This window comes from Streptomyces sp. NPDC051776 (assembly GCF_040681345.1).
Classification (GTDB): Bacteria; Actinomycetota; Actinomycetes; order Streptomycetales; family Streptomycetaceae; genus Streptomyces.
The window spans coordinates 1-22,501 of record NZ_JBFAYQ010000030.1; the positions used below are offsets into that span (position 1 = coordinate 1).

Consider the following 22,501-nt stretch of genomic DNA (forward strand, 5'->3'; position numbering starts at 1 on the left):
CACCCCCCAGGCCATGCACTCGACAGGGGGACCCAGTCATGCCAGCTCCAGAGGCCGGGAGCCCCATTGCGGGGCCACGAAGAAGGTAATGGGGACCGCGGCCCGGCGTCCACGATCCACGCGTGCCTTGACGTGGTGTACGTACGCCGTGTACAGCGTCTCCGTCCGCCCGCAGGCAGGCCGGCAGGAGGTCAGGCATTTTGCGGGTACCACCGCAGTTCCACCGTGTTGCCGTCCGGGTCGCGGACGTAGAGCGACTGCGCGTAGCCCCGGGCACCGAAGCGTTCGCCCGGCCCGTCCAGGACCGTGAACGTGCCGGAGGCGACGACCTGTTCCCAGTCCAGCGGCTCGACGACCAGGCAGATGTGGTCCACGTTGGAGCCCACCGGGGAGTCTTCGGGGCGCTGGACGACGTCGATGATGGTCGACGGGCTCACCCGGACCGAGGGGAACGGTGCCCTGCCCGCCCGCCATTCCTCCACGCGCACCGGCTCCAGGCCGAGCGGGCCGCAGTAGAAGTCCAGCGTGCGCTCGATGTCGGCGACGCTGAGGACGAGATGGTCGAAGTCGATCACGCGCATGCTTTCCTCCACGGGATGCGGGGCCTGCTCGTCGGCTGTGGGGGCCTGGGGCGTCACCGGGACCCGGGGCTTTACCGGGGCTCGGGGCTTTGCCGGGGCCAAGGGGGCTTTACCGGGGCTCGGGGGCTTACCGGCGCCCAGGGCGTCGGAAGACAGTCTCGGTCATGCGCGGGGCGCGATGGCCGAGCCACCCGCCGGGCGCTGGGCGGGACCACCCGCCGGGCCGCTCGCCGCGCCACTGCCTCGGACCGTCACCTACGGCGGCTCCCGGACCGACCCGTCATGCGAAGAGGGGCAGCCCCGCCTCGCGCCGTACCGGATACGTGAGGACGGGCTCGACCCGGTTCCGGGCCGCCGGTCCCGCGCCCGGTCCGACGAAGCGGCCGAGATCCGGACGGCGTACCGCGGTGCGGCCGCCCACGGGTCCACGGTGCGTTCCCGCGCGAAGCCTTGACAAGGGCATTGGTCTGGACCACGTTGTACCGCAACAGCGCAGGGGCCCCCGCGTTCACCACGAACCACTCTCCCAACTCCCCCCACCCCGGAGGCAGTCGTGGAACGCGCACGCACACATCGGTCCAGGAACAGATCCCGGCTCGCAAGCGCACTGACCGCCGCGGCGATCGCGGCCGGCGCGCTCACCGGGCTCGGCAGCGGGCTCGGGACCGCCAACGCGGCGGAGGAGCCGGTGGCCGCCCCCAGGCACGCGGTGACCGGCTACTGGCAGAACTTCGACAACGGCGCCACCGTGCAGAAGCTGCGGGACGTCCAGGACGAGTACGACATCATCGCGGTCGCCTTCGCCGACGCCACCGGCACCCCGGGCGCTGTCGGCTTCACCCTCGACCCGGCGCTCGGCTACGGCTCCGAGGACGAGTTCAAGGCCGACATCAGGGCGAAGCAGGACGCGGGCAAGTCCGTCGTCATCTCGGTCGGCGGCGAGAGGGGCACCGTCTCGGTGAACGACTCCGCCTCGGCCGCCAATTTCGCGGACTCCGTCACCGGGCTCATGGACGAGTACGGCTTCGACGGCGTCGACATCGACCTGGAGAACGGCCTCAACTCCACCTATATGTCCCAGGCCCTGAAGGCCGTCCACGCCGAGGCGAGCGACGTGGTCGTCACCATGGCCCCGCAGACCATCGACATGCAGTCGACGTCGAACGAGTACTTCAGGACGGCCCTCGCCATCAAGGACTTCCTCACCGTCGTCAACATGCAGTACTACAACAGCGGTTCCATGCTCGGCTGCGACGGCAAGGTCTACTCCCAGGGCTCCGTGGACTTCATCACCGCCCTCGCCTGCATCCAGCTCGAAGGCGGCCTCGACCCGTCCCAGGTCGGGATCGGCGTCCCCGCCTCCCCCCGGGGCGCGGGCAGCGGCTACGTCGAACCGAGCGTCGTCAACGCCGCCCTGGACTGCCTCGCCAGGGGCACGAGCTGCGGCAGTTTCGAACCGGACAGGACCTACCCGGGCATCCGCGGCGCGATGACCTGGTCCACGAACTGGGACGCGAGCAACGGGAGCGCCTGGTCCAAGGCGGTGGGCCCGCACGTCCACGGCCTCCCCTAGCCAGGGAGAAGCTGGCTGCGGCGATAGTGGTCCGCCTCACGAAAGGGTGATGGCCCATGGAGGAACAACGTGGGCCGAACGAGGGCGAGTTCGTGGCGGACGGGAGGTGCCGGGCTCTGCCGGTCGTTCGATAGGCATCGCTGTGCCGAAGAGAGTGCGGAGTCACCCGGTATCCGCCGGGCCGTCGCGAAATACGCTGAAGCGGTGCCAGTCTTGTAAGGACCTCAATGACCCGACGGTCTGCTCGTCGGGTGCGTCGAAGACCTCGTGGATCAGGCGCTGAGCCACGCGCGGGGCCTCGGCCCGGATCACGTCAACGATCCTGCGACGACCGGCCTTTCGCACGTGACCTCGCCGAACGGGTAGATCCTGCCAGGCGGGGCTTGGCGCGGCGCAACGGCAGCGAAGCGGTTCATGCCAAGCTTGAACAAGCGTTGAAGAGCCTGTCACCGAAGAGCTCATTGAACTCAGCAAGCTTTGGCACGATACCTGACAATGACAGCGAGGACGCGTGCACCGAATGGCGTTGTGGAAATGTCCTCGGATTGAGCCCCGTTGGTGGGTCGCGATCACCTCGTCCGGCGCGCTCGCCCTGTGCTACGTCGACCAAGAGGCGGTCGCCATCGCCCTCCCCAGCATCCAGCGTGATCTAGACGCGACGACCACGCAGCTGCAGCTCATCGTCAATGCGTATTTGATCACGCTCGCCGCATGCATTGCGCTGGCGGGGCGGGCTGGGGACGTCTTCGGCTGCCGCAGGGTGTTCCGGCTGGGTATTGTGACTTTTCTGGTCGGCTCCCTGATGTGCGGACTCAGTCCTGCGGTCATGGACATCGTGATCGGCAGGCTGGTCCAGGGCGTGGGGGCGGCCATGATGGTCCCCAATGCGACGGCCGCTGTCCTTGCCGCCTTCGCCCCCAGTTCACGTGGCCGGGCACTGTCTGCCAGTACCGGCGTGGCTATGGTCTTCCTGTCTCTGGGACCGTTCATCGGTGGGCTGCTCACCTCCCTCATTTCATGGCGCGCAGTCTTCCTGATCAATCTGCCGCTCGGACTTGCCCTGCTGGTGGTCATGGCGGTGACTCTGCCCCCGGAGAGCCACTTGCCCGCAAAAGCCGCCGCGCGGCGGCTCGACTGGTTCGGGCAGCCGCTGCTCGTGCTGGGCCTGGGCGCCCTCATTCTCGGCGTGATGCAAACCCGACCATGGGGATGGCGCTCTCCCGGCGTGATCGCACTGGTCATCAGCGGAACTGTCTTCCTGTTCATCACAGTGGTCTGGGAGCTGCGGTGCCCCGATCCGCTGATCGACTTGCGCCTCCTTGCCCAGCCCCGGTTTGCCGTCGAACTCACGGCCGTCACGGTGGTCCGATTTGCCATCGTGGGCTTTTCTCTGTTCAGCGCCATCTGGATCCAGGACATCCTGGGCTTCGACCCGATTGAGGCAGGCCTGGCGCAGCTGCCATTCTTGCTGACGCTGCTCGTGGTCACCACTCTGTCCGGCCTGTTGTACGACCGCGTCGGCCCCGGGCGGCCCGTCATCGTGGGAGTGACGGCCACCGGGGTGTCGCTGCTGTGGATGGCGGCGACACTGCATCACTATTCATATCCGCGGTTGATTGCTCCATATGTCCTGCTGGGCGTGGGACTGGGGCTGGCGGTGAGCCCGGCGATCACGGACCTGCTCGAAGCGGCGGCCGAGGACCGCCGGGCCCGGGCTTCTGGCCTGGTCCAGACCGTTCGCGAATTCGGTGCCTCCCTCGCCATCGCAGTCATGGGGGCGGTCGTGGCAAATGTGCAGATCGAGCGCATCCGTCAACTCGCGCGCACTGGAGCACTTCCGCCCGGCCTGGACCTTGGCCGGGTGGAGCGGGATGTCGGTGGCGCGGTCGCCGCGCCGGACCGCGCCGGCACTGAGGGCTTTCCTTTGAGACAACTGCCGGAGATCAAGGAAGCAGTGACCTTCGCCGTCGCGGTCTCGTACGTCCTGGCGGGTGTCTTGACGCTCCTGGCGGCGCTCCTCGCTTTCGTGCCGCTGCGGTCGGTTTCAGCAGCACGGAGGGGCGCGGCAGGTGGCAGACATCGCTCCGCGAAGTGAGAAAAAAGCGACATATATAGGTATAATCGCCCAATGGGGCTATCATCCGAGGTCGACATCGAAGCAGCTACACGTGCGGCCCGTGCATTCATTGAAACCCTCGGCGTCTCCTTCGACAACGAGTGCATGGAGAACACACCCGGCAGAATGGCTCGTGCCTACTGTGAGTTGCTCTCTCCGCGCGAGGTCAATCTCAAAACCTTCCCCAATGATGACGACTATGACCAACTGATCCTTGCGCGATCCATCCCGATGCGGACCGTGTGTGAGCACCACATGCTCCCTGTTGTGGGGACCGCCCACGTTGGCTACCTCCCAGACGACCGCATCCTGGGTCTGTCCAAGCTCGCCCGCGTCGTGGAGCACTTCGCGCGGCGTCCCCAGGTCCAGGAACGGCTCACCAAACAGATCGCCGAGTGGCTGTACGAAGCACTGAGACCCAAGGGGGTCGGCGTGGTGATCACGGCATCGCACTCCTGCATGACACTGCGCGGCGTAGCTGCCGCGGGTTCAACCGCCGTGACGTCTGCACTGTTTGGCACGCTGCGCGATGACCACAGCGCGCGTCACGAGTTCCTGTCCTTGATCGAATTGGACGCCCCGGCCTGACCGCTCCGGTCACCGATTACCCCGAGCACACCTCACCAGAAAGCCATCGGAATGGATCGGTTCGCCCTCGTCACAGTCCTGGAGTTCTCCTACGGCCACCGTCTGCTCCATTACAGCGGCAAGTGCCGGCATCTCCACGGCCATAACGGCCGTCTCGAGGTCGTCATCGAAGCGGACCGGCTGGACGACATCGGGATGGCCCTGGACTTCGGACAGATCAAGGCCGGCGTCGGCACCTGGGTCGGCGAAAACCTCGACCATCGCATGTTGCTGTGCGATGAGGACCCCCTGGTTCCCATACTCCGGGCCGCCGATGAACCCCTCTACCTCATGGATGCGAATCCCACCGCGGAGAACATCGCCAAACTGATCTGGTCCTGGGCACTGGGCGCTGGATACCCGATCAGCGAAGTCCGCCTATGGGAGACCTCCACCGCTCTGGCGTCCTATCGCGGGAGCGAGTGATGGAAGAGGTCGCCCTCCTCGCCAGCGGAGGCCTGGACAGCTGCGTCCTGATAGCTGACCTCGCAAAGCGCACTCGCGTTCATCCCGTCTACGTCATGTTCGGCCTCACCTGGGAGCCTGCGGAGCGAGCGGCTCTCGAACGCTTCCTGCCCGCTCTGAATTCCGACGCCGTGGAGCCACTGACCCTCTTGGAGGTCCCCGCCGCCACCGTCTACTGCGATCACTGGAGCCTCACTGGCCAGGGCGTTCCTGATGCGCAGACATCGGACGCCGCAGTGCTGCTGCCCGGCCGAAACGTGTTGATGCTGGCCGTAACCGCCGTCTGGTGCTCCCTGAGGGACATTCATACCATCGCGATGGGCACCCTGAGCGCGACCCCCTTCGCGGACGCAACACCCGAGTTCTTCCGGGACTACGCACGCTGTCTGGGGGCCGGACTGGCACCGCACCACATCAAAATCAACACGCCATACCGCGACCGGACCAAGGCGGACGTGATCGCGGAGTTCCCGGACCTTCCGCTCCACCTGACCCTGACCTGCCTCGCGCCGACCTCAGACGCCCACGGCCCGCTCCACTGCGGAGCGTGCAACAAGTGCGCCGAACGCAAGCTCGCCTTCGAGCAGGCCGACGTCAACGACCCGACACGCTATGCAATCCGCGAGAGGCCGTGATCACCACGTGGATCGGAGCATCGTTGCTACGCCGTGCTCAATCAACAGGACCGTGAGCCACCATCGTCGCTGACCTGGGGTCTGCAAAGTTGACGGCTCTGTCCCGTAATCGGGGCTCCTGCGGGAACTGCTGGCCGCCTGCCCCGAGAGGGATGAACTCTCCCGGCTCATAGCAGAGTTCACCACACTCCTCACTCCCGACCCGAGCAGTGGCTTCCGGCTCACTGAGTGGATCGCGGCCGTCCGCGATTGCGGCCTGCCCCCCACCTGCACGGCTTCGTCAACGGCCTGTCTGCCCCCTGCCGGCGGACGACGCTACGTTGAAGACGGGCCCTGGAACGGTATGCCGGAGCCGACACCCGGAACCGCCGCCGAAAACTCACTGGCCGCCACCACCCCCGCGTCCGTGCGAGGCCACCACCCCACGCCGGCCGCCGCCGTCCCGTACGGAGGCGGCCCGTACGGAGGCGGCCCGTACTGAGGCGGCCCGGCACATGCCCGGCGCCCGTACCGGCCGCTGCCGCCCTGTAGCGTCGGAGGGTGTGAGCGCCTCCTCCCCCGGCAAGGACGCACGGCTGCAACGGAGCCTCGGGGTCCTCGACGCCGTCGTCATCGGACTCGGCTCCATGGTCGGCGCCGGGATCTTCGCCGCACTCGCACCCGCCGCCGACGCCGCCGGGTCGGGGCTGCTGCCCGCACTCGGGGTGGCCGCGGTCGTTGCCTACTGCAACGCCACCTCCTCGGCGCGGCTCGCGGCCCGCTATCCGGCCTCCGGCGGCTCATACGTCTACGGGCGCGAGCGGTTGGGCGAGGCATGGGGCCATCTCGCGGGCTGGGCCTTCGTGGTGGGCAAGACCGCCTCGTGCGCGGCGATGGCGTTGACGGTGGGCGCCTACGCGTGGCCGGAGCAGGCTCACGCGGTGGCCGTGGCCGCCGTCGTCGCGCTCACGACCGTGAACTGTGCGGGCGTGAGGAAGGCCGCATGGCTGACCCGGGCGATCGTCGCTGTGGTGCTGGCCGTCCTCGCCGCGGTCGTCACCGCCTGCCTGGCCGGCGGTACGGCACGCGCCGTACGGCTCGAACTCGGCGGCGACGCAACGACCTCGGGCGTGCTGCAGGCAGCCGGGCTGCTGTTCTTCGCCTTCGCGGGCTACGCGCGCATCGCCACACTGGGAGAGGAGGTCCGCGACCCGGCACGCACCATCCCGCGCGCCATCGCCGTCGCGCTGGGCATCGCGCTGGCGGTGTACGCGGCGGTGGCCGCGGCCGTTCTCGCGGTGCTCGGCCCGGAAGGGCTGGCGGACGCCGCCGCACCGCTCGCCGACGCCGTGCGTGCCGCGGGCACCCCCGAACTCGCCCCCGTCGTACGGGCCGGGGCCGCCGTCGCCGCGCTCGGCTCGCTGCTCGCCCTGATCCTCGGCGTCTCGCGTACCGCGCTCGCGATGGCCCGGGACCGCAATCTGCCGCACGCACTGACCGCCGTCCATCCGCGGTCCGGTGTGCCGCAACGGGCGGAGCTCGCCGTGGGCGCGGTCGTCGCAGCGGCGGCCGCGACGGCCGATCTGCGGGGGGCGATCGGCTTCTCCTCTTTCGGCGTGCTGGTCTACTACGCGATCGCCAACGCCTCGGCGTGGACGCTCACCCGCGAGGAAGGCCGCCCGCCGCGCGCCGTACCCGTCGTGGGCCTCGCCGGCTGCGGGCTGCTCGCCTGCACTCTGCCACCCCCCTCGGTGGCCACGGGAGCGGCGGTACTGGCGGCCGGTGCGGCGATCCACCTGCTGCGGCACCGCTTCGGGCACCCGCGGCCGCCCGGTTAGGACAGTCCCGCGCGGCGGGTGGCCGGGGGAGCGCCGGACGGAACTCGCCCTGTGGCAGCCCTGCGGCAGGTGGAGTTCGCTTCACGGCGGAAGGAACTCACCGCCACCGGCCGGACGGCACACCCGGGCCGGGATGCCCGGACCGCACGCCCCGGACCGGAACGCACACCCGGGCTGGGATGCCCGGACCGCCGCCCGGACCGGAACGCACACCCGGGCCGGGATGCCCGGACCGCACGCCCCGGACCGGAACGCACACCCGGGCCGGGATGCCCGGACCGCCGCCCGGGCGACCGGAACTCGCTCCGGCCGCCCGGGAGCGGACATGATCCGGAGCGGACGCCCGCCCTGTCGACCCCGCCGTAGTCCACAGGGGCGGGCGCCTCCGCTCCACGTGCCCGGTCGTTGCGACTACTGCTGGGGCTTGGGCAGTTCGCACCCCGGCAGGCCGAGGTCGACCTTGTTGCCCGTGCCGATGCACTTGGTGATGCCGTAGGTCTGCTGGGCGTAGTTGATCCCCTGGCGGACGGTCACCTTGCCGTTCTCGTCCACCTCGCAGGGGTTGTTCATGGTGCACTCGCCGCCGCTCTCGTTGCCCGTGTTGTTCACGGCGACGACCTTGCCGCTCGCACTGTCGACGACCGGGGAGCCGGAGGTGCCGCCGATGGTGTGGCAGGCGGGGGTGTAACGGACCGAGTCCTTCCAGGTCCAGTCGGCCTCCCGCAGTTCATGGACGAAGCCGTCGATCTCGCAGCTGTAGATCCGCTTCCAATAGCCGGAGACGACGTCGATCGCCTTGCCCTGCTCGGGGTGGTCGGCCGACAGCTCCAAGGCCTTGATCCCGTGCTGGGACTCGATGTCCGCGTAGGTGGTGTCCAGTTCGTAGAGGGATATGTCGGTGTCGGTCATGGTCGCGTACGCGACCTTGGTGGCCTTCAGCGATGCGACCTCGTCGCCGTCGGCGTTCAGCAGGTCGAAGGTGCGGTCGGACGGCTCGTCGACCACGACGTCGCCGGCGCCCGGCATGCCGCTCTCCAGGCAGTGGCCGTTGGAGAGCACGAGAGCCGGGTCCTGGTCCTGGGATCCGGGCATCCGCACCACGGACCCCGAGCAGTTGGAGAGTGCGACGGTGCCGGCGAAGTCGGCCGCCTTCGCCTTCTGCCGGAGGGCCGCGGGCTTCGCCGCTTGTGCCTGCTGGAACTGTCGGCCGGGCTGCGCCGACTCCTCGGCCGCGGTCATGGCTCCTGTGGGAGCCGTACCGGCGGCCAGGAAAAAGGCAGCGAGCGCACCGACGAGAGGCTTGTTCATGTGGGGGGTTCCTCTCCCTACCGAAGTTCTTTCGGTATTGACATGCGCATTGTGGATGCACGGACGCGGAGAGGACAAGCATCCGACGAACTATTGACCTATCCATGCCAGTTCCCCAGCATGGGTCGAACAACCGCACGCGCCAGTCGCCTTGAGCACCCCCCACACTGGAATCCCAGGAGACTCCATGCGACTCCCCATACGCGGCAGAAGGACCACAGCCCTCGCCGCACTTCTCACCCTTGCCTTGGCCGTCCCCATCACGGCCCAGGCAGAGGACCCCTCTCCCTCGCAGGTGGCGTCGGCCACCGATGAACAGCTCCAGCAGTACGAGATCCACGGGCCGGCGACCGTCGCCGAACGCACCCGGATCGCCGGGACCGGCGTCAGCATCGACGAGACGCACGAGCACACCGTGGTCGTCACCGCCGACCCTGCTCAGGCGAAGAAACTCCGCTCCATGGGCTACGAGTTGAAGGCCCGCCCGGCGCCCCCGGACCGCTCGACGGGCCGCGCGGCCGAGCCCTTCGACTTCCCCTCCGACGACTCCGGCTACCACAACTACGCGGAGGCCGAGAAGGAGATCAACGACCGGGTCGCCGCACACCCGGACATCATGAGCAAGAAGGTCATCGGCAAGTCCCACGAGGGCCGCGACATCGTCGCCATCAAGATCAGCGACAACGTCGGCGAGGACGAGAAGGAGCCCGAGGTCCTCTTCACCCACCACCAGCACGCGCGCGAGCACCTCACCGTTGAGATGGCGCTGTACCTGGTGCGCGAGTTCGGCGACGACTACAAGAAGGACGAGCGCATCACCAAGGCGGTCGACGGGCGCGAGATCTGGATCGTCCCGGACCTGAACCCGGACGGCGGCGAGTACGACATCGAGTCCGGCGACTACCGCATGTGGCGCAAAAACCGGCAGCCCAACGAGGGCTCCTCGGAGGTCGGCACCGACCTGAACCGCAACTGGGACTACAAGTGGGGCTGCTGCGGCGGCTCTTCGGACGACCCGGGCTCCGAGACCTACCGCGGTGCGTCCGCCGCGTCCTCGCCCGAGGTGAAGGTCGTCACGGACTTCGTGCACAGCCGCGTCGTCGGCGGCAAGCAGCAGATCAAGGCCGCGATCGACTTCCACACGTACAGCGAGCTGGTGCTCTGGCCGTTCGGCTGGACCGAGGACGACACCGCTGAGGGGCTCACGCAGGACGACCACGACGCGTTCGCGGCCGTCGGCGAGAGCATGGCGAAGAGCAACGGCTACACACCGGAGCAGTCGAGCGACCTCTACATCACCGACGGGTCGATCGACGACTGGCTGTGGGGCGACCAGAAGATCTTCGCCTACACCTTCGAGATGTATCCGTCGGGCGGCGGCGACGGCTTCTACCCGCCGGACGAGGTGATCGAGCGGGAGACGGACCGCAACCGGGACGCGGTGCTGCAGTTGCTGGAGAACGCGGACTGTATGTACCGCTCCATCGGCAAGGAGGAGCAGTACTGCTCGGAGGGCTGAGACGGAACGGCAGAGTCGTGGAGGGAGGCCCCGGGACCGCGGTTCCGGGGCCTCCCTCGCGGGAGGGTCTCAGCCGAGGACGGCCAAGGCGTCGATCTCGACGAGCAGCCCAGCGGGAAGTCCGACGTACACGGTGGTACGCGCCGAGGGAGCTTCCTTCAGACCGGCGAAGAACTCGTCGTAGACGGCGTTGAATGCGGCGAAGTGGGACGTGTCGGTGAGGTGGACACGGACCATCATCACGTCCTCCCAGCTCGCACCGCCCTCTTCGAGGACGGCCTGCACATTGCGCAGCGTCTGTACGGTCTGCTCGCGCAGCCCCGGGCCCACGGGTGCGGGCGTCCGGCCGGGCTCGGCGGGGCCGAACCCGACCTGTCCCGCGACCTGAAGGATGTTGCCCTTCCTGACTCCGTGCGAGAACTTGGCCGGCGGGGTGGTGTGGTTCGGCGGGGTGATGGCGGTCTTCCGAAGCGTGTCGCCCATCAGGCTGGCTTCCTTCCCTGGGGTCGTGCGGGCGGGTGTGCGAGGGGGAGGCGGTGGCAGGTGTTCGTCACCGGCCAGTGCCGGAATAGTCGCGGCTGATGGCCTCTGCCGTCCGGCGCACCAACGGGATGAGGGTGAGGAGTTCGTCGGCGCTGACGACCACGTTCGGGGCCGAGACGGAGCAGGCGGCGGCGACGCGGCCGTCCGCGCCGCGGATCGGCGCGGCGACGCAGTTGATGGACTCCTCGTGGCCGCCGAGGTCGGTGGCCCAGCCCTGTTCCCTTACGGTGGCCAGCTCTGTGAGGAAGGCGGCCGCGTCGGTGGTCGAACGGGCCGTGTAATGGGGGTAGTCGAGCCGCTCGGCGAGCGCGCGCCGCTCGGGCTCCGGCAGGTCGGCCAGGAGCAGCTTGGCGACGGCGGCGACGGTTATCGCGACGGGCTTGCCGATCCGCGAGTACAGCCGGACCGGATAGCGGCTCTCGACCTTGTCGATGTAGAGGACCTCGTTCTCCTCGTGGACCGCGAGGTGGACGGTGTGCCCGCACTTCTCGTTGAGCTCGACGAGGTGCGGGTGGGCGATCTCCCGGATGTCGAGGTGCTCCATCGCCTCCTGGGCGAGGGTGAAGAGACGGGCGCCGAGGCGGTAGCGCTGGTCCTGCTGGCGGTAGACGATGCCGTGCTCGTGCAGGGTGCGCAGCAGGCGCAGCGCGGTCGACTTGTGCACGCCGAGCCGCTGGGCGACCCGTTCCAGATTGGCCGGTCCCTCGGCGAGCAGCGGAAGGATGCTCAGTGCGCGATCGACGGTCCGGCTCATGGTGTGCGTACCTCCACCCGTCCTGTGCCCGCCCGTTCGCCGTCCACCCGGGGTCGAGACGCGGTGTCGCCCAGTGGGCGGTGTCGAGCGCTCCTTGAGGGCTGCAACCGGGGGGCTTCCGTACACCATTGACCCGGTGGTTGCGTGGATGTTAGACAGCCATCAGCGACATACGCAATGCACGTTGCACATGGTGCAACGCGAACGGAGGAGCCTCCATGGCCGCCGACACCGCCGCCGGACGACTCGCGGACGAACCGATCGACCACCGGTTCAAGGCGCTCCCCCCGGACGCGGAAGGGCTCACCGTCGGCGAACTGGCCGCCCAGCGACGTGACCTGTTCACCGGTGGCTTCACCACCCCCGTCCTCGCCCTGTCGGCCGAGGCCATGGAGCACAACCTCGCTCTGATGGAGCGTTACGCGACCGGGCACGGGCTCGCGTTCGCCCCGCACGGCAAGACCTCCATGTCCCCCCAGCTCTTCGAGCGCCAGATCGACCGCGGCGCCTGGGGCATCACCGCGGCCGTGCCGCACCAGGCGCGCGTCTACCGGGCGTTCGGAGTCCGCCGGATCTTCCTCGCCAACGAACTGGTCGACGCCGCCGCCCTGCGCTGGCTCGCCGGTGAGCTCGACGCCGACCCGGACTTCCGCTGCATCACATACGTGGACTCGGTGCGCGGCGTGGAGCTGATGGACGAGACCCTGCGCGCATGCCGCGCCCGCCGCCCGGTCGAGGTGATGGTCGAACTGGGTGCGGGGGACGGGGCGCGCACCGGAGCCCGTACGGAGGCCGACTGCACGGCGGTCGCCGACGCGGTCGCGGGCACGCGCTCACTGCGGCTGGTCGGCGTGGCCGGATACGAGGGCGAGGTCCCGCGGCCGGACAGCGAGCGCGTCCGCGCCTGGCTGGACCGGCTCGTCGCCCTGACCGCCGCCTTCGACAAGGCCGGGCGCTTCGCGGACGTCGACGAGATCGTGCTGAGCGCGGGCGGCAGTGCCTGGTTCGACACGGTGGCGGAGGTCTTCGCGGACGTTCCCGCGCTGTCCCGGCCGGTGCTGAAGCTGCTGCGCTCCGGCGCGTACGTCTCCCACGACGACGGCCACTACCGCCGCATCACGCCCTTCAACCGGGTCCCGGAGGAGGGTGCGCTGCATCCCGCGTTCCGGCTCTGGGCCCAGGTCGTCTCCTGCCCCGAGCCGGGCCAGGCGTTCGTCAATGCCGGGAAGCGCGACGCCGCGTACGATCTCGACCTCCCCGAACCCCGGGTCGTGCGCTCCGTCCGCGACGGCTCCACCCGCCCCGCGACCGGCATCACGGTCTCCGGGCTGTCCGACCAGCACGCGTGGCTGCGGCTGGAGGAGGGGGCGGAGCTGGAGGTCGGCGACTGGGTGGGCATGGGTCTGTCGCACCCCTGCACGTCCTTCGACAAGTGGCAGCTCATCCCCGTCACCACGGACCAGTCGACGGTCACCGACTTCATCCGCACGTTCTTCTGACCCCCCGGTCGCCGCACCGCACCCCGGGCGGGAAGAGGCATCCGCATGGATCTCGTGGTCCGCGAGGCACGCGTCATCGACGGGACCGGCGGACACCGGGGGAGCGACGGCACTCTGCAGGGGGCAAGCCGCGCCCACGGGCGTAGGGGACGTTCCCGCACTACCTCGGCCGCTACGTCCGCGAACTCGGTGTACTGACGCTGGAGCACTGGCTGGCACATCGTGCTGACACTGGAGGAGCGGGTGGCACATCTCACGTCCCGCCCCGCGGCTCGCCCGCGGCTGCCGGACCGGGGTCTCGTACGCGAGGGCCACCGCGCCGACCTCGTGCTCATCGCCCCGGAGACGATCCCGGCCGGCTCCACTTTCGAAGATCCGCGGACCCTCCCCGCCGGCATTCCGCATGTGCTCATCCACGGCTGCTTTGTCATCGAAGACGGGCGGTGCACGGACGTTCTCGCGGGGCGGTCGGTTCGCCGGACACGCGGGGCGTGATCGCACCTCCCGCGACCCCGTGCAGGCCTGCGAAGCGCCGCCCACGTGGCGGAAAACATCGCGCCGCTTCCGTCGCCCGGCCGTATCGTGTCGGACATGCAGGTGATCCAGTCAACCAAGCTCGCCAATGTCTGCTACGAGATCCGTGGCCCGGTCCTCGAGGAGGCAATGCGGCTGGAAGCGGCAGGTCATCGCATCCTCAAGCTCAACACGGGCAACCCGGCGCCGTTCGGCTTCGACTGCCCGCCCGAGATCCTCGAGGACATGCTGCGCAACGTGGGTTCGGCCCACGGCTACGGGGACGCCAAGGGCCTGCTGTCGGCCCGGCGCGCGGTCATGCAGCACTACCAGACGCAGTCCATCGAACTCGACGTCGAGGACATCTACCTCGGCAACGGCGTCTCCGAGCTGATCCAGATGTCGATGCAGGCGCTGCTCGACGACGGGGACGAGGTGCTCGTCCCGGCGCCCGACTACCCCCTGTGGACGGCCGCCGTCTCCCTTGCCGGCGGCACCGCGGTGCACTACCGCTGCGACGAGCAGGCCGACTGGATGCCCGACCTCGCGGACATCGAGCGCAAGGTCACCGACCGCACCAAGGCGCTCGTCGTCATCAACCCCAACAACCCGACGGGCGCGGTCTACGACGAGGAGCTGCTTCGCGGCCTCACCGAGATCGCCCGCCGCCACAACCTGATCGTCTGCTCCGACGAGATCTACGACAAGATCCTCTACGACGGCGCCACGCACATCCCGACCGCCGCGATCGCCCCCGACCTGCTGACGCTCACCTTCAACGGGCTGTCCAAGGCGTACCGGGTGGCGGGCTATCGCAGTGGCTGGATGGCGGTCTGCGGCCCGAAGGAGCATGCCGGCAGCTACATCGAGGGCCTGACGATCCTCGCCAACATGCGGCTGTGCGCCAACATGCCGGCCCAGCATGCGGTGGCCACGGCCCTCGGCGGACGGCAGTCGATCAATGACCTGGTCCTGCCGGGCGGCCGGCTGCTGGAGCAACGCGACACGGCGTACGACCTGCTGACGCAGATCCCGGGCGTGACGTGCGTGAAGCCGAAGGGCGCGCTGTACGCCTTCCCGCGGCTCGATCCGAAGGTCTACAAGATCAAGGACGACCGGCAGCTCGTCCTCGACCTGCTGCGCGCCGAGAAGATCATGATCGTCCACGGTACGGGCTTCAACTGGCCGGAGCCCGACCACTTCCGGCTCGTCACGCTGCCGCACAAGGAGGACCTGGCGGACGCGGTGAACCGGATCGGCCAGTTCCTGGACGGCTACGGGCAGCCGTAGCGCGCCCGGCACCGTCGGCCGTCCGGCGCGAGGGCCCGCCCGGCCCCGGCCGGCCCGCACGACGGTCGGCCCAGCCCCGCCCGTCCCGCACCACCGCCGGCACGGCCCCGGCCCTCCGGCACCTTCGCGAACCCGCCCCGGATTACGCCCCTTTGGCGCCCGGGGCGGGAGTTTGCGGCGCTGCGCGCACCTGCCCCGCGCACGCCTCGGCGGCGACCGGGACTCGGCTGAACTTTAGACTGCGTCTAATGTAGGATGGACTCCTGAATATGGCTGGAGGCCATCATGTACGAGCCGATCCGCACCAAGTCGGTCCACTCCACCGCCGAGCAGGGGTTTCCGCACCGCTCCCGGGAAGAGGAGCTGGACATTCAGCTCGCCGGGCATCTGGCCGCGCTCCTGTCGGTGACCGATGACCTGCGAGCCGGCACACCGGCCCCGGCCCCCGGTCTCGACCGGGCGGCGAACCGCATTGCCGAGCAGGTCGCGCGGCTGCGCAGGGGGGCGAGCCCGGCCCGCGTCCCCGAACCGTCCGAAGCCTCCGGTTCTGCGACGGAGTCCGCCCGTACGGCAACGGATTCCGCCCGTACGACACCGGGTTCCGCCCGCATCGCGTTCGGGGATGCCCGTACCGCGGCTCTGCACCGGCGGGCGCACGCCCTCGCCGGCCGGGCGCTGGTGGTCGCCGCGTCCCGAGCGGACACCGCCGCCGCGATCCTCGCCGCCGAGCAGATGGACCTCCACGCGGCCGCACTGGACGGCGAAGACCTCGACGCGACGCACGCCGTCCAGCCCTCGCCCGCCCTGAGCGCGGCCCCCTGAACCGGCCCTGGGCCGCGCACCTGCGAGGTGCGCGGCCCAGGAGCCATCTCTTTGCGATTGGCGGCCCGGCGCTCGGTGAAGCGCCGGGCCGGGCCCGTACGTAGCCGGGCATCACCGGGCTACAGCCGGGGTGCACGTCAGCCGAGGCGCTCCACGAGCGCGCGGTACTCGTCCCACAGCTCCTTGGGCGTGTGGTCACCGAAGGTGTTGAGGTGCTCGGGGACGAGCGCGGCCTCCTCGCGCCACACCTCCTTGTCGACGGTCAGCAGGAAGTCGAGATCGCTGTCGGAGATGTCGAGCCCGCCCGTGTCCAGGGCCTCCTTCGTCGGCAGGACGCCGATCGGCGTCTCGACGCCTTCGGCCCTGCCCTCCAGACGCTCGACGATCCACTTGAGCACGCGACCGTTCTCGCCGAAGCCCGGCCACACGAAGCGGCCGTCGGCATCCTTGCGGAACCAGTTCACGTAGTAGATCTTCGGCAGCTTGGACTGGTCCTTGTCCTTGCCGACCTTGACCCAGTGGCCCATGTAGTCGCCCATGTTGTAGCCGCAGAACGGCAGCATGGCGAACGGGTCACGGCGCAGCTCGCCGACCTTGCCCTCGGCCGCCGCGGTCTTCTCGCTCGCGACGTTCGCGCCGAGGAAGACACCGTGCTGCCAGGTGAAGGACTCGGTCACCAGCGGCACGGCGGAGGCGCGGCGTCCGCCGAAGAGGATCGCCGAGATCGGCACGCCCTTCGGGTCCTCCCACTCGGGCGCGATGGTCGGGCACTGGGCGGCGGGCACGGTGAAGCGGGCATTGGGGTGCGCCGCCGGGGTGGCGCTCGCCGGGGTCCAGTCGTTGCCCTTCCAGTCGGTCAGGTGCTCCGGAGTCTCCTCCGTCATGCCCTCCCACCAGACGTCGCCGTCGTCGGTGAGCGCGACATTGGTGAAGACCGAGTTGCCCCACAGGGTCTTCATGGCGTTGGCATTGGTGTGCTCGCCGGTGCCTGGCGCGACACCGAAGAAACCGGCCTCGGGGTTGATCGCGTAGAGGCGGCCGTCCTCGCCGAAGCGCATCCAGGCGATGTCGTCGCCGATGGTCTCCACCGTCCAGCCGGGGATGGTCGGCTCGAGCATCGCGAGGTTGGTCTTGCCGCAGGCGGACGGAAAGGCCGCTGCGACGTACTTGGGCGCACCCTGCGGCGGGGTCAGCTTCAGCACGAGCATGTGCTCGGCGAGCCAGCCCTCGTCGCGGGCCATGACGGAGGCGATGCGCAGGGCGTAGCACTTCTTGCCGAGCAGCGCGTTGCCGCCGTAGCCCGAGCCGTACGACCAGATCTCGCGGGTCTCGGGGAAGTGCGAGATGTATTTGGTGCTGCTGCACGGCCACGGCACATCGGCCTGACCGGGCTCGAGCGGGGCGCCGAGGCTGTGCACGGCCTTGACGAAGAAGCCGTCCTCGCCCAGTTCGTCGAGAACGGCCTGCCCCATACGCGTCATCGTGCGCATGGCAACGGCGACGTACGCGGAGTCGGTGATCTCCACGCCGATGGCCGAGAGCGGCGAACCGAGCGGTCCCATGCAGAACGGCACGACGTACATCGTGCGGCCGCGCATCGAACCCCGGAAGATCCCTGTCTCCCCGGCGAAGATCTCCCGCATCTCTCCGGGAGCCTTCCAGTGGTTCGTGGGGCCCGCGTCCTCCTCCTTCTCGGAGCAGATGAAGGTGCGGTCCTCCACGCGCGCCACGTCACTGGGATCGGACGCGGCGTAGTACGAGTTGGGGCGCTTGATCGGGTCGAGCTTCTTGAAGGTGCCCTTGGCGACGAGCACCTCGCACAGGCGCTCGTACTCGGCCTCGGACCCGTCACACCAGACAACCTCGTCGGGCTGGGTCAGGGCCACGATCTCGTCGACCCAGGTGACCAGTTCCTGATGGTTGGTGGGGGGCTTGGGAGCCGCATTGCTGCGCGCCACGATCGCTCCGTTCCACGCCGGGACCGCGCCCCAGCGACAGGTATGAGGGTTGTACGGACGCTCCTGAGCCGGGATCCCCCCGCCGGACGGCGAAGGGGTCCTTTCCAAGGGAGTCCGTTCTCTTCAGGTAGTTGCCCCGTGGGGGCCGCGACCCGGATGCTTCGTGACCGCTCATCCGGTGCCGACCGCACTCATTTGATCATCCGACCCCGGCGAGATTCTGTCCAGGGGGCGCCCTCGTGAGCATCGCCACTTGATACCTGCGCGTAACCTACGGTCCCGTAGGTAGCATGTCGCGCATGACTGCCGCCGCGCCCGACGCCGTACCCGACGCCGCGTCCGACGACTCCGCCACCGCCGAGCCCCGCTCCGGCTCGAACCCTCTCCACCTGTCGATACCGGTCAAACCCGTGCTCCGCGGCTGGCTTCACGCCGGGATGTTCCCGGCCGCACTGATCTCGGGCGTCTTTCTGACGGCGCTCGCGGACAGCACGCGCGGACGGATCGCCTGCGCCGTATACACCCTGACCGCCTGCCTGCTCTTCGGGATCAGCGCGCTCTACCACCGCGGGAACTGGAGTCCGCGCGTCACGGCGGTACTGCGGCGCCTGGACCACGCGAACATCTTCTTGATCATCGCCGGAACGTATACACCGCTTACGATCCTGCTCGTACCGACCGGCCGCGGACAGCTCCTGCTGTGGGCGATCTGGGCCGCGGCCGTGGCCGGGATAGTGTTCCGGGTCTTCTGGGTGGGTGCGCCGCGCTGGCTCTACACACCCTGCTACATCGCGATGGGCTGGACGGCCGTGTTCTTCCTGCCCGACTTCATGCGGAGGGGCGGCATCGCGGTGCTCGTCCTGGTGATCATCGGCGGCGTTCTCTACAGCGCCGGTGGCGTAATCTACGGGATCAAGCGGCCGAATCCCTCACCGCGCTGGTTCGGCTTCCACGAAGTCTTCCACTCGTTCACGCTCGCGGCCTTCGTCGTCCATCACGTGGGGATCTCCCTGGTCGCGTACCAGCACCGCTGACCGGCCGCCTGCACGTCGCGGCCGCCTCGACGGCCGAGTTGTCAGCCGAATCGACGGGTGGCGCATCGAAACCGACACCCTCCGTATTGACGGCACGAATCTTTTGAGAGTCGCTGTCATTTGATGCGCAGCTCTCGGATGCGTGCACGGGGGTGGATGCATCCGGGTACGTAGGGCGGCGCGCGGTCGAAGATCGGGACGGCGGTCATCCGTGGTCGCGGCCGACGCGGATGCCCGACAATGACCCGTATGGCTCCTGCACACACCTCTCCCGGCGCCGTTTCCGGGCCCGAACTCGGCCTGCGCGAACGGAAGAAGATCAAGACCCGGCAGGCGATCCGCCACGCCGCCTACCGGCTCTTCACCGAGCAGGGCTACGACGCCACCCCGGTCGAGCAGATCGCCGACGCCGCGGAGGTGTCCCCCAGCACAGTCTTCCGCTACTTCCCGACGAAGGAAGACATCGTGCTCACGGACGAGTACGACCCGATCATGGAGAACGAGCTGCGGAACCGCCCGCCGGGCGAGCCGCCGCTCGTATCCATCCGACACGTGATGACACAGACGGTGCGAGCGTTCGTCGCCCATGAGCAGGAGGAGACGGTGCTGCGGGCCCGACTGCTGCGCGACGTCCCGGCGATCCGCGCCCGGATGTCGGAGAGCAACGTGGTGACCGGGCGCATGCTCTGCGGGGTTCTGGCAGGGCGCACCGGCCGTCCCGCGGACGACCTGGAGCTGCGGGTGTTCACGGCGTCGGTGCTCGCCGCCGTCGAGGAGACGATGTTCCACTGGATCGAAGGCGGCGCGCGCGAGGACCTCGCCGAGTTGCTGAACCGGGCCCTGGACATGCTGGGACGCGGTCTCGCCCTTTGACCGTCCCGCCCCGGACCTGACGTCGAGCTGCCTCGAGGCTGGCGGAACGGGCGATCGCAAGGCGGTGCAGCCTCAACGCTGACGGGGCCTCAAGCCGGACGGATTCTCAAGTCCGCGACGCGCATGGACTGTTGAAATGCTGAGCCGGGCACAGAGCTCAGGGTCGCAATCTCCGCGGCCAGTTGCAGCCGACCGGGGCGTCTCCGCCTTGCCGTGGCGGTCACGGCGCCGCCCCGTGCACGGCGTCCCGGTACGTCTCTTCGCTGATGATCGGCAGATCCTCCTCCAGCGGGCAGGACAGCCGTGGCGGTCGCTGGGGCCACGGCCGGTCACTGCGGCGGCGGCACAACCGAGGGCTCTCCGGCACAGTCGGATACGAAAGCCGCCGTCGTCAGACCGTTGTGCCGCCCACCTTTCCGGCCAGCGCCGAGGGGTCCACCGTCGGTGCGTCACACGTGAAGTTGCGGCACACATACGCAGCCGGACGCCCGTCCACCAACGGGCGGTCGCGCAGCAGCGGCACGCCGTCGGCCTGCTCCCCGGGCTCGCCGACTGCCACCACGGCGCCCGGCGCCGTCCCCAGCAAGGCCGTTCGGTGCAGGTCGGCGGTGCCGGGGTCGTCCTGCGGGCCGACGACCGCCACCTCGCGCGGCCCGTCGAGCAGGGCCTCGGCGACCGCAAGCCCCCAGCCGATGAACCGCGGGGCCCGCGGTCCGAGCGTCTTGACGACGCCCAACGCCCGCTCTGCGGCGGTGCGGTGGCGGCTGCTTCCGGTGAGCGCCGCGTACGACAGGAGGGCACCTGCCGCGGCGGTCCAGCCGGACGGCGTGGCGTTGTCCGTCGGGTCCTGCGGCCGCCGGATGAGCACCTCACCGTCGTCGGGCGTGTCGTACAAGTCGCCGTTCCCGCCGGCGAAATGGCGCAGCACGGTGTCCAGCAGCAGGCCCGCGAATTCGGTCCACACTCCCTCGCCCGTGACTGCGGCCAGGGCGAGGAAGCCCTCGGCGGTGTCGGCGTAGTCCTCCAGGACACCGGAGTTGTCGCCCGCCGTGCCGTCGCGCGAGGTGCGGGCGAGACGGCCGGCCGGGTCCATGTGGACGCGGACGATCAGGTCGGCCGCTTCGAGGGCGACCCCGGTCAGGTCAGGGCGGTCGAAGTAGGCGCCGGTCTCGGCGAGGGCCGCGATGGCCAGGCCGTTCCACGCGGTGACGACCTTGTCGTCCCGGCCCGGCCGGGGCCGGGTGTCGCGAGCTGTCAGGAGGCGCTGCCGGATCGACTCGGCGCGGGCGGCGTCGGTGAGCCCGTCTCCGGGCAGTTGGAGCACCGACAGGCCCTGCTCGAAGGTGCCCTCCTCGGTGACGCCGAAGTGTCCGGCCGCGAGCGCGGCGTCCTCCTCACCCAGCACCGCGCGGAGCTGCTCCGGTGTCCAGGCGTAGTAGGCGCCCTCCACATGCTTGCCCGTGGCGGCCTCTTCGCCCTCGAACGCGGGACTGTCCGCGTCGAGCGCGGAGGCGAACCCGCCCTCCGGGGTGCGCAGTTCGCGCACCATGAAGTCCGCGGTCTCCAGGGCCACCCGCCGGGCGAGGGCGGAACCCGTGGAGCGCCACAGATGCGCGTACACCCGGCAGAGCAGGGCGTTGTCGTACAGCATCTTCTCGAAGTGCGGGACGGTCCACATACGGTCGACGGAGTAGCGGGCGAAGCCGCCGCCGAGCTGGTCGTAGATACCGCCGCGGGCCATCCGCTCGCAGGTGTCCGCCGCCATCTGCAGGGCGCCCTCGGAGCCGGTGCGCGCGTGGTGCCGCAGCAGAAACTCCAGGACCATGGACGGCGGGAACTTCGGCGCACCGCCGAATCCGCCGTGCGAGGCGTCGTACTCGCGGCTGAGCGCGAGCAGCGCGGCGTGCAGGTCGTCCTCGCCGGGCGGCCGCGACCCGCCGGAGCTCAGCGCCTGTGAACGGGAGGACAGCCCACGGACGATCCGCCCGGCGACATCGCCGACCTCCTCCCGGCGGCCGGCCCACGCGGCCTGCACGCCCTCCAGGATCTGACGGAACGAGGGCATGCCGTGACGCGGCTGGGGCGGGAAGTAAGTGCCGAAGTAGAAGGGTTCGGCGTCCGGGGTGAGGAAGACGGTCATCGGCCAGCCGCCCTGGCCCGTGGCCGCCTGCACGGCCTCCATGTAGACGGCGTCGACGTCTGGCCGCTCCTCGCGGTCCACCTTGACCGGCACAAAGTGGGCATTGAGATACGCGGCGGACTCGCCGTCCTCGAACGACTCATGCGCCATCACATGGCACCAGTAAATCAACAGAAGCCATAAGTGACAGGACGCATACCCCACACTCAAGAGGATGGGTACGTCCCGCCGCTTAGCTTCTTCCATCGCCTCCTCTCCCCATGGCCACCAATCCACCGGGTTGGAGGCGTGCTGGAGCAGATAAGGCGACTGGGAATTAGCCAGCCGATTCATACCTGCATCGTTGCACGAAGCGGGTGGTCCGGCCCAGCTTGCCGCGGCCGGGCCCCCTGGTAAGGAGTTGCACACAGTACGTAACCAAGGGTTCCGCCGCT

Annotated in this window: 20 protein-coding genes and 1 pseudogene; 13 read left to right on the forward strand and 8 right to left on the reverse strand. The window is 69.3% G+C overall.

Annotated features, from left to right (window positions below):
* Positions 1–191: 191 nt before the first annotated feature.
* Positions 192–581 carry a VOC family protein gene (locus AB0M26_RS21805; protein WP_365263479.1) on the reverse strand — a complete coding sequence of 130 codons (390 nt, stop codon included), beginning with the start codon at positions 579–581 and terminating at the stop codon, positions 192–194.
* Between the two features lie 280 nt (positions 582–861).
* The gene (locus tag AB0M26_RS21810; protein ID WP_365263480.1) at positions 862–1,002 is read right to left on the reverse strand and encodes a hypothetical protein; all 141 of its coding nucleotides are present in this window, start codon (positions 1,000–1,002) and stop codon (positions 862–864) included.
* 132 nt (positions 1,003–1,134) lie between these two features.
* On the opposite strand from AB0M26_RS21810, the gene AB0M26_RS21815 reads away from it, so the two are divergent.
* Entirely contained in the window at positions 1,135–2,154 is a 1,020-nt protein-coding gene (locus AB0M26_RS21815) for a chitinase (RefSeq protein ID WP_365263481.1), read from the forward strand.
* 162 nt (positions 2,155–2,316) lie between these two features.
* Here the strand turns inward: AB0M26_RS21815 and AB0M26_RS21820 are convergent, their stop codons facing one another.
* Complete coding sequence (locus AB0M26_RS21820; RefSeq protein ID WP_365263550.1) at positions 2,317–2,466, reverse strand: hypothetical protein; 150 nt, start codon at positions 2,464–2,466, stop codon at positions 2,317–2,319.
* A gap of 208 nt (positions 2,467–2,674) precedes the next feature.
* On the opposite strand from AB0M26_RS21820, the gene AB0M26_RS21825 reads away from it, so the two are divergent.
* The 5 genes from AB0M26_RS21825 to AB0M26_RS21845 all read left to right on the forward strand — a co-directional run bounded on the left by AB0M26_RS21825 (position 2,675) and on the right by AB0M26_RS21845 (position 7,814).
* Positions 2,675–4,249 carry an MFS transporter gene (locus tag AB0M26_RS21825; RefSeq protein WP_365263482.1) on the forward strand — a complete coding sequence of 525 codons (1,575 nt, stop codon included), beginning with the start codon at positions 2,675–2,677 and terminating at the stop codon, positions 4,247–4,249.
* Between the two features lie 33 nt (positions 4,250–4,282).
* Complete coding sequence (gene folE / locus AB0M26_RS21830; protein WP_365263483.1) at positions 4,283–4,858, forward strand: GTP cyclohydrolase I FolE; 576 nt, start codon at positions 4,283–4,285, stop codon at positions 4,856–4,858.
* A 51-nt stretch (positions 4,859–4,909) separates the two neighbouring features.
* Positions 4,910–5,323, forward strand: coding sequence for a 6-carboxytetrahydropterin synthase (locus tag AB0M26_RS21835; protein WP_365263484.1), 414 nt, complete (start codon positions 4,910–4,912; stop codon positions 5,321–5,323).
* Positions 5,323–5,997 carry a 7-cyano-7-deazaguanine synthase gene (locus AB0M26_RS21840; RefSeq protein WP_365263485.1) on the forward strand — a complete coding sequence of 225 codons (675 nt, stop codon included), beginning with the start codon at positions 5,323–5,325 and terminating at the stop codon, positions 5,995–5,997. The genes AB0M26_RS21835 and AB0M26_RS21840 overlap by 1 nt, the downstream gene beginning before the upstream one ends.
* A gap of 494 nt (positions 5,998–6,491) precedes the next feature.
* Positions 6,492–7,814: an APC family permease gene (locus tag AB0M26_RS21845; protein WP_365263486.1), complete on the forward strand. Its 1,323-nt coding sequence runs from the start codon at positions 6,492–6,494 to the stop codon at positions 7,812–7,814.
* A 411-nt stretch (positions 7,815–8,225) separates the two neighbouring features.
* On the opposite strand, the gene AB0M26_RS21850 is transcribed toward AB0M26_RS21845, so the two are convergent.
* Positions 8,226–9,122, reverse strand: a complete 897-nt coding sequence (locus AB0M26_RS21850; RefSeq protein ID WP_365263487.1) for a serine protease — start codon at positions 9,120–9,122, stop codon at positions 8,226–8,228.
* Positions 9,123–9,309: 187 nt separating this feature from the next.
* On the opposite strand from AB0M26_RS21850, the gene AB0M26_RS21855 reads away from it, so the two are divergent.
* Positions 9,310–10,641 carry a M14 family metallopeptidase gene (locus AB0M26_RS21855; RefSeq protein WP_365263488.1) on the forward strand — a complete coding sequence of 444 codons (1,332 nt, stop codon included), beginning with the start codon at positions 9,310–9,312 and terminating at the stop codon, positions 10,639–10,641.
* Positions 10,642–10,710: 69 nt separating this feature from the next.
* Here the strand turns inward: AB0M26_RS21855 and AB0M26_RS21860 are convergent, their stop codons facing one another.
* A complete protein-coding gene (locus tag AB0M26_RS21860; RefSeq protein WP_365263489.1) occupies positions 10,711–11,124 on the reverse strand; it encodes a RidA family protein in 414 nt (137 codons plus the stop codon).
* 67 nt (positions 11,125–11,191) lie between these two features.
* A complete protein-coding gene (locus AB0M26_RS21865) occupies positions 11,192–11,938 on the reverse strand; it encodes an IclR family transcriptional regulator (RefSeq protein ID WP_365263490.1) in 747 nt (248 codons plus the stop codon).
* Positions 11,939–12,156: 218 nt separating this feature from the next.
* Here AB0M26_RS21865 and AB0M26_RS21870 point away from each other — a divergent pair, with 218 nt between their 5' ends.
* The 4 genes and pseudogenes from AB0M26_RS21870 (at position 12,157) to AB0M26_RS21885 (ending at position 16,062) form a co-directional block, all read left to right on the forward strand.
* Positions 12,157–13,437, forward strand: a complete 1,281-nt coding sequence (locus tag AB0M26_RS21870) for an amino acid deaminase (RefSeq protein ID WP_365263491.1) — start codon at positions 12,157–12,159, stop codon at positions 13,435–13,437.
* Positions 13,438–13,556: 119 nt separating this feature from the next.
* Positions 13,557–13,932, forward strand: a pseudogene (locus AB0M26_RS21875) (amidohydrolase family protein); the annotation flags it as partial.
* A 96-nt stretch (positions 13,933–14,028) separates the two neighbouring features.
* Entirely contained in the window at positions 14,029–15,240 is a 1,212-nt protein-coding gene (locus AB0M26_RS21880) for a pyridoxal phosphate-dependent aminotransferase (protein WP_365263492.1), read from the forward strand.
* A gap of 285 nt (positions 15,241–15,525) precedes the next feature.
* Entirely contained in the window at positions 15,526–16,062 is a 537-nt protein-coding gene (locus AB0M26_RS21885; RefSeq protein WP_365263493.1) for a hypothetical protein, read from the forward strand.
* A gap of 137 nt (positions 16,063–16,199) precedes the next feature.
* Here AB0M26_RS21885 and AB0M26_RS21890 read toward each other — a convergent pair whose 3' ends face one another.
* Positions 16,200–18,020 (reverse strand): phosphoenolpyruvate carboxykinase (GTP), encoded by a 1,821-nt coding sequence (locus AB0M26_RS21890; RefSeq protein ID WP_365263494.1) that lies wholly within the window; start codon positions 18,018–18,020, stop codon positions 16,200–16,202.
* A 299-nt stretch (positions 18,021–18,319) separates the two neighbouring features.
* Here AB0M26_RS21890 and AB0M26_RS21895 point away from each other — a divergent pair, with 299 nt between their 5' ends.
* Entirely contained in the window at positions 18,320–19,054 is a 735-nt protein-coding gene (locus AB0M26_RS21895) for a hemolysin III family protein (RefSeq protein WP_365263495.1), read from the forward strand.
* 240 nt (positions 19,055–19,294) lie between these two features.
* Positions 19,295–19,927: a TetR family transcriptional regulator gene (locus AB0M26_RS21900; RefSeq protein ID WP_365263496.1), complete on the forward strand. Its 633-nt coding sequence runs from the start codon at positions 19,295–19,297 to the stop codon at positions 19,925–19,927.
* 391 nt (positions 19,928–20,318) lie between these two features.
* Here AB0M26_RS21900 and AB0M26_RS21905 read toward each other — a convergent pair whose 3' ends face one another.
* Positions 20,319–22,400, reverse strand: coding sequence for a thioredoxin domain-containing protein (locus AB0M26_RS21905; RefSeq protein ID WP_365263497.1), 2,082 nt, complete (start codon positions 22,398–22,400; stop codon positions 20,319–20,321).
* Positions 22,401–22,501 lie beyond the last annotated feature (101 nt).

Bases quoted from the DNA above. Each gene is read 5' to 3' on its own strand.
- folE (WP_365263483.1), top strand. From the start codon at position 4,283: ATGGGGCTATCATCCGAGGTCGACATCGAAGCAGCTACACGTGCGGCC.
- AB0M26_RS21895 (WP_365263495.1), top strand. From the start codon at position 18,320: ATGACTGCCGCCGCGCCCGACGCCGTACCCGACGCCGCGTCCGACGAC.
- AB0M26_RS21825 (WP_365263482.1), top strand. From the start codon at position 2,675: ATGGCGTTGTGGAAATGTCCTCGGATTGAGCCCCGTTGGTGGGTCGCG.
- AB0M26_RS21870 (WP_365263491.1), top strand. From the start codon at position 12,157: ATGGCCGCCGACACCGCCGCCGGACGACTCGCGGACGAACCGATCGAC.
- AB0M26_RS21900 (WP_365263496.1), top strand. From the start codon at position 19,295: ATGACCCGTATGGCTCCTGCACACACCTCTCCCGGCGCCGTTTCCGGG.
- AB0M26_RS21850 (WP_365263487.1), bottom strand. From the start codon at position 9,122: ATGAACAAGCCTCTCGTCGGTGCGCTCGCTGCCTTTTTCCTGGCCGCC.
- AB0M26_RS21835 (WP_365263484.1), top strand. From the start codon at position 4,910: ATGGATCGGTTCGCCCTCGTCACAGTCCTGGAGTTCTCCTACGGCCAC.
- AB0M26_RS21860 (WP_365263489.1), bottom strand. From the start codon at position 11,124: ATGGGCGACACGCTTCGGAAGACCGCCATCACCCCGCCGAACCACACC.
- AB0M26_RS21865 (WP_365263490.1), bottom strand. From the start codon at position 11,938: ATGAGCCGGACCGTCGATCGCGCACTGAGCATCCTTCCGCTGCTCGCC.
- AB0M26_RS21905 (WP_365263497.1), bottom strand. From the start codon at position 22,400: ATGAATCGGCTGGCTAATTCCCAGTCGCCTTATCTGCTCCAGCACGCC.
- AB0M26_RS21840 (WP_365263485.1), top strand. From the start codon at position 5,323: ATGGAAGAGGTCGCCCTCCTCGCCAGCGGAGGCCTGGACAGCTGCGTC.
- AB0M26_RS21855 (WP_365263488.1), top strand. From the start codon at position 9,310: ATGCGACTCCCCATACGCGGCAGAAGGACCACAGCCCTCGCCGCACTT.
- AB0M26_RS21885 (WP_365263493.1), top strand. From the start codon at position 15,526: ATGTACGAGCCGATCCGCACCAAGTCGGTCCACTCCACCGCCGAGCAG.
- AB0M26_RS21805 (WP_365263479.1), bottom strand. From the start codon at position 581: ATGCGCGTGATCGACTTCGACCATCTCGTCCTCAGCGTCGCCGACATC.
- AB0M26_RS21880 (WP_365263492.1), top strand. From the start codon at position 14,029: ATGCAGGTGATCCAGTCAACCAAGCTCGCCAATGTCTGCTACGAGATC.
- AB0M26_RS21845 (WP_365263486.1), top strand. From the start codon at position 6,492: ATGCCCGGCGCCCGTACCGGCCGCTGCCGCCCTGTAGCGTCGGAGGGT.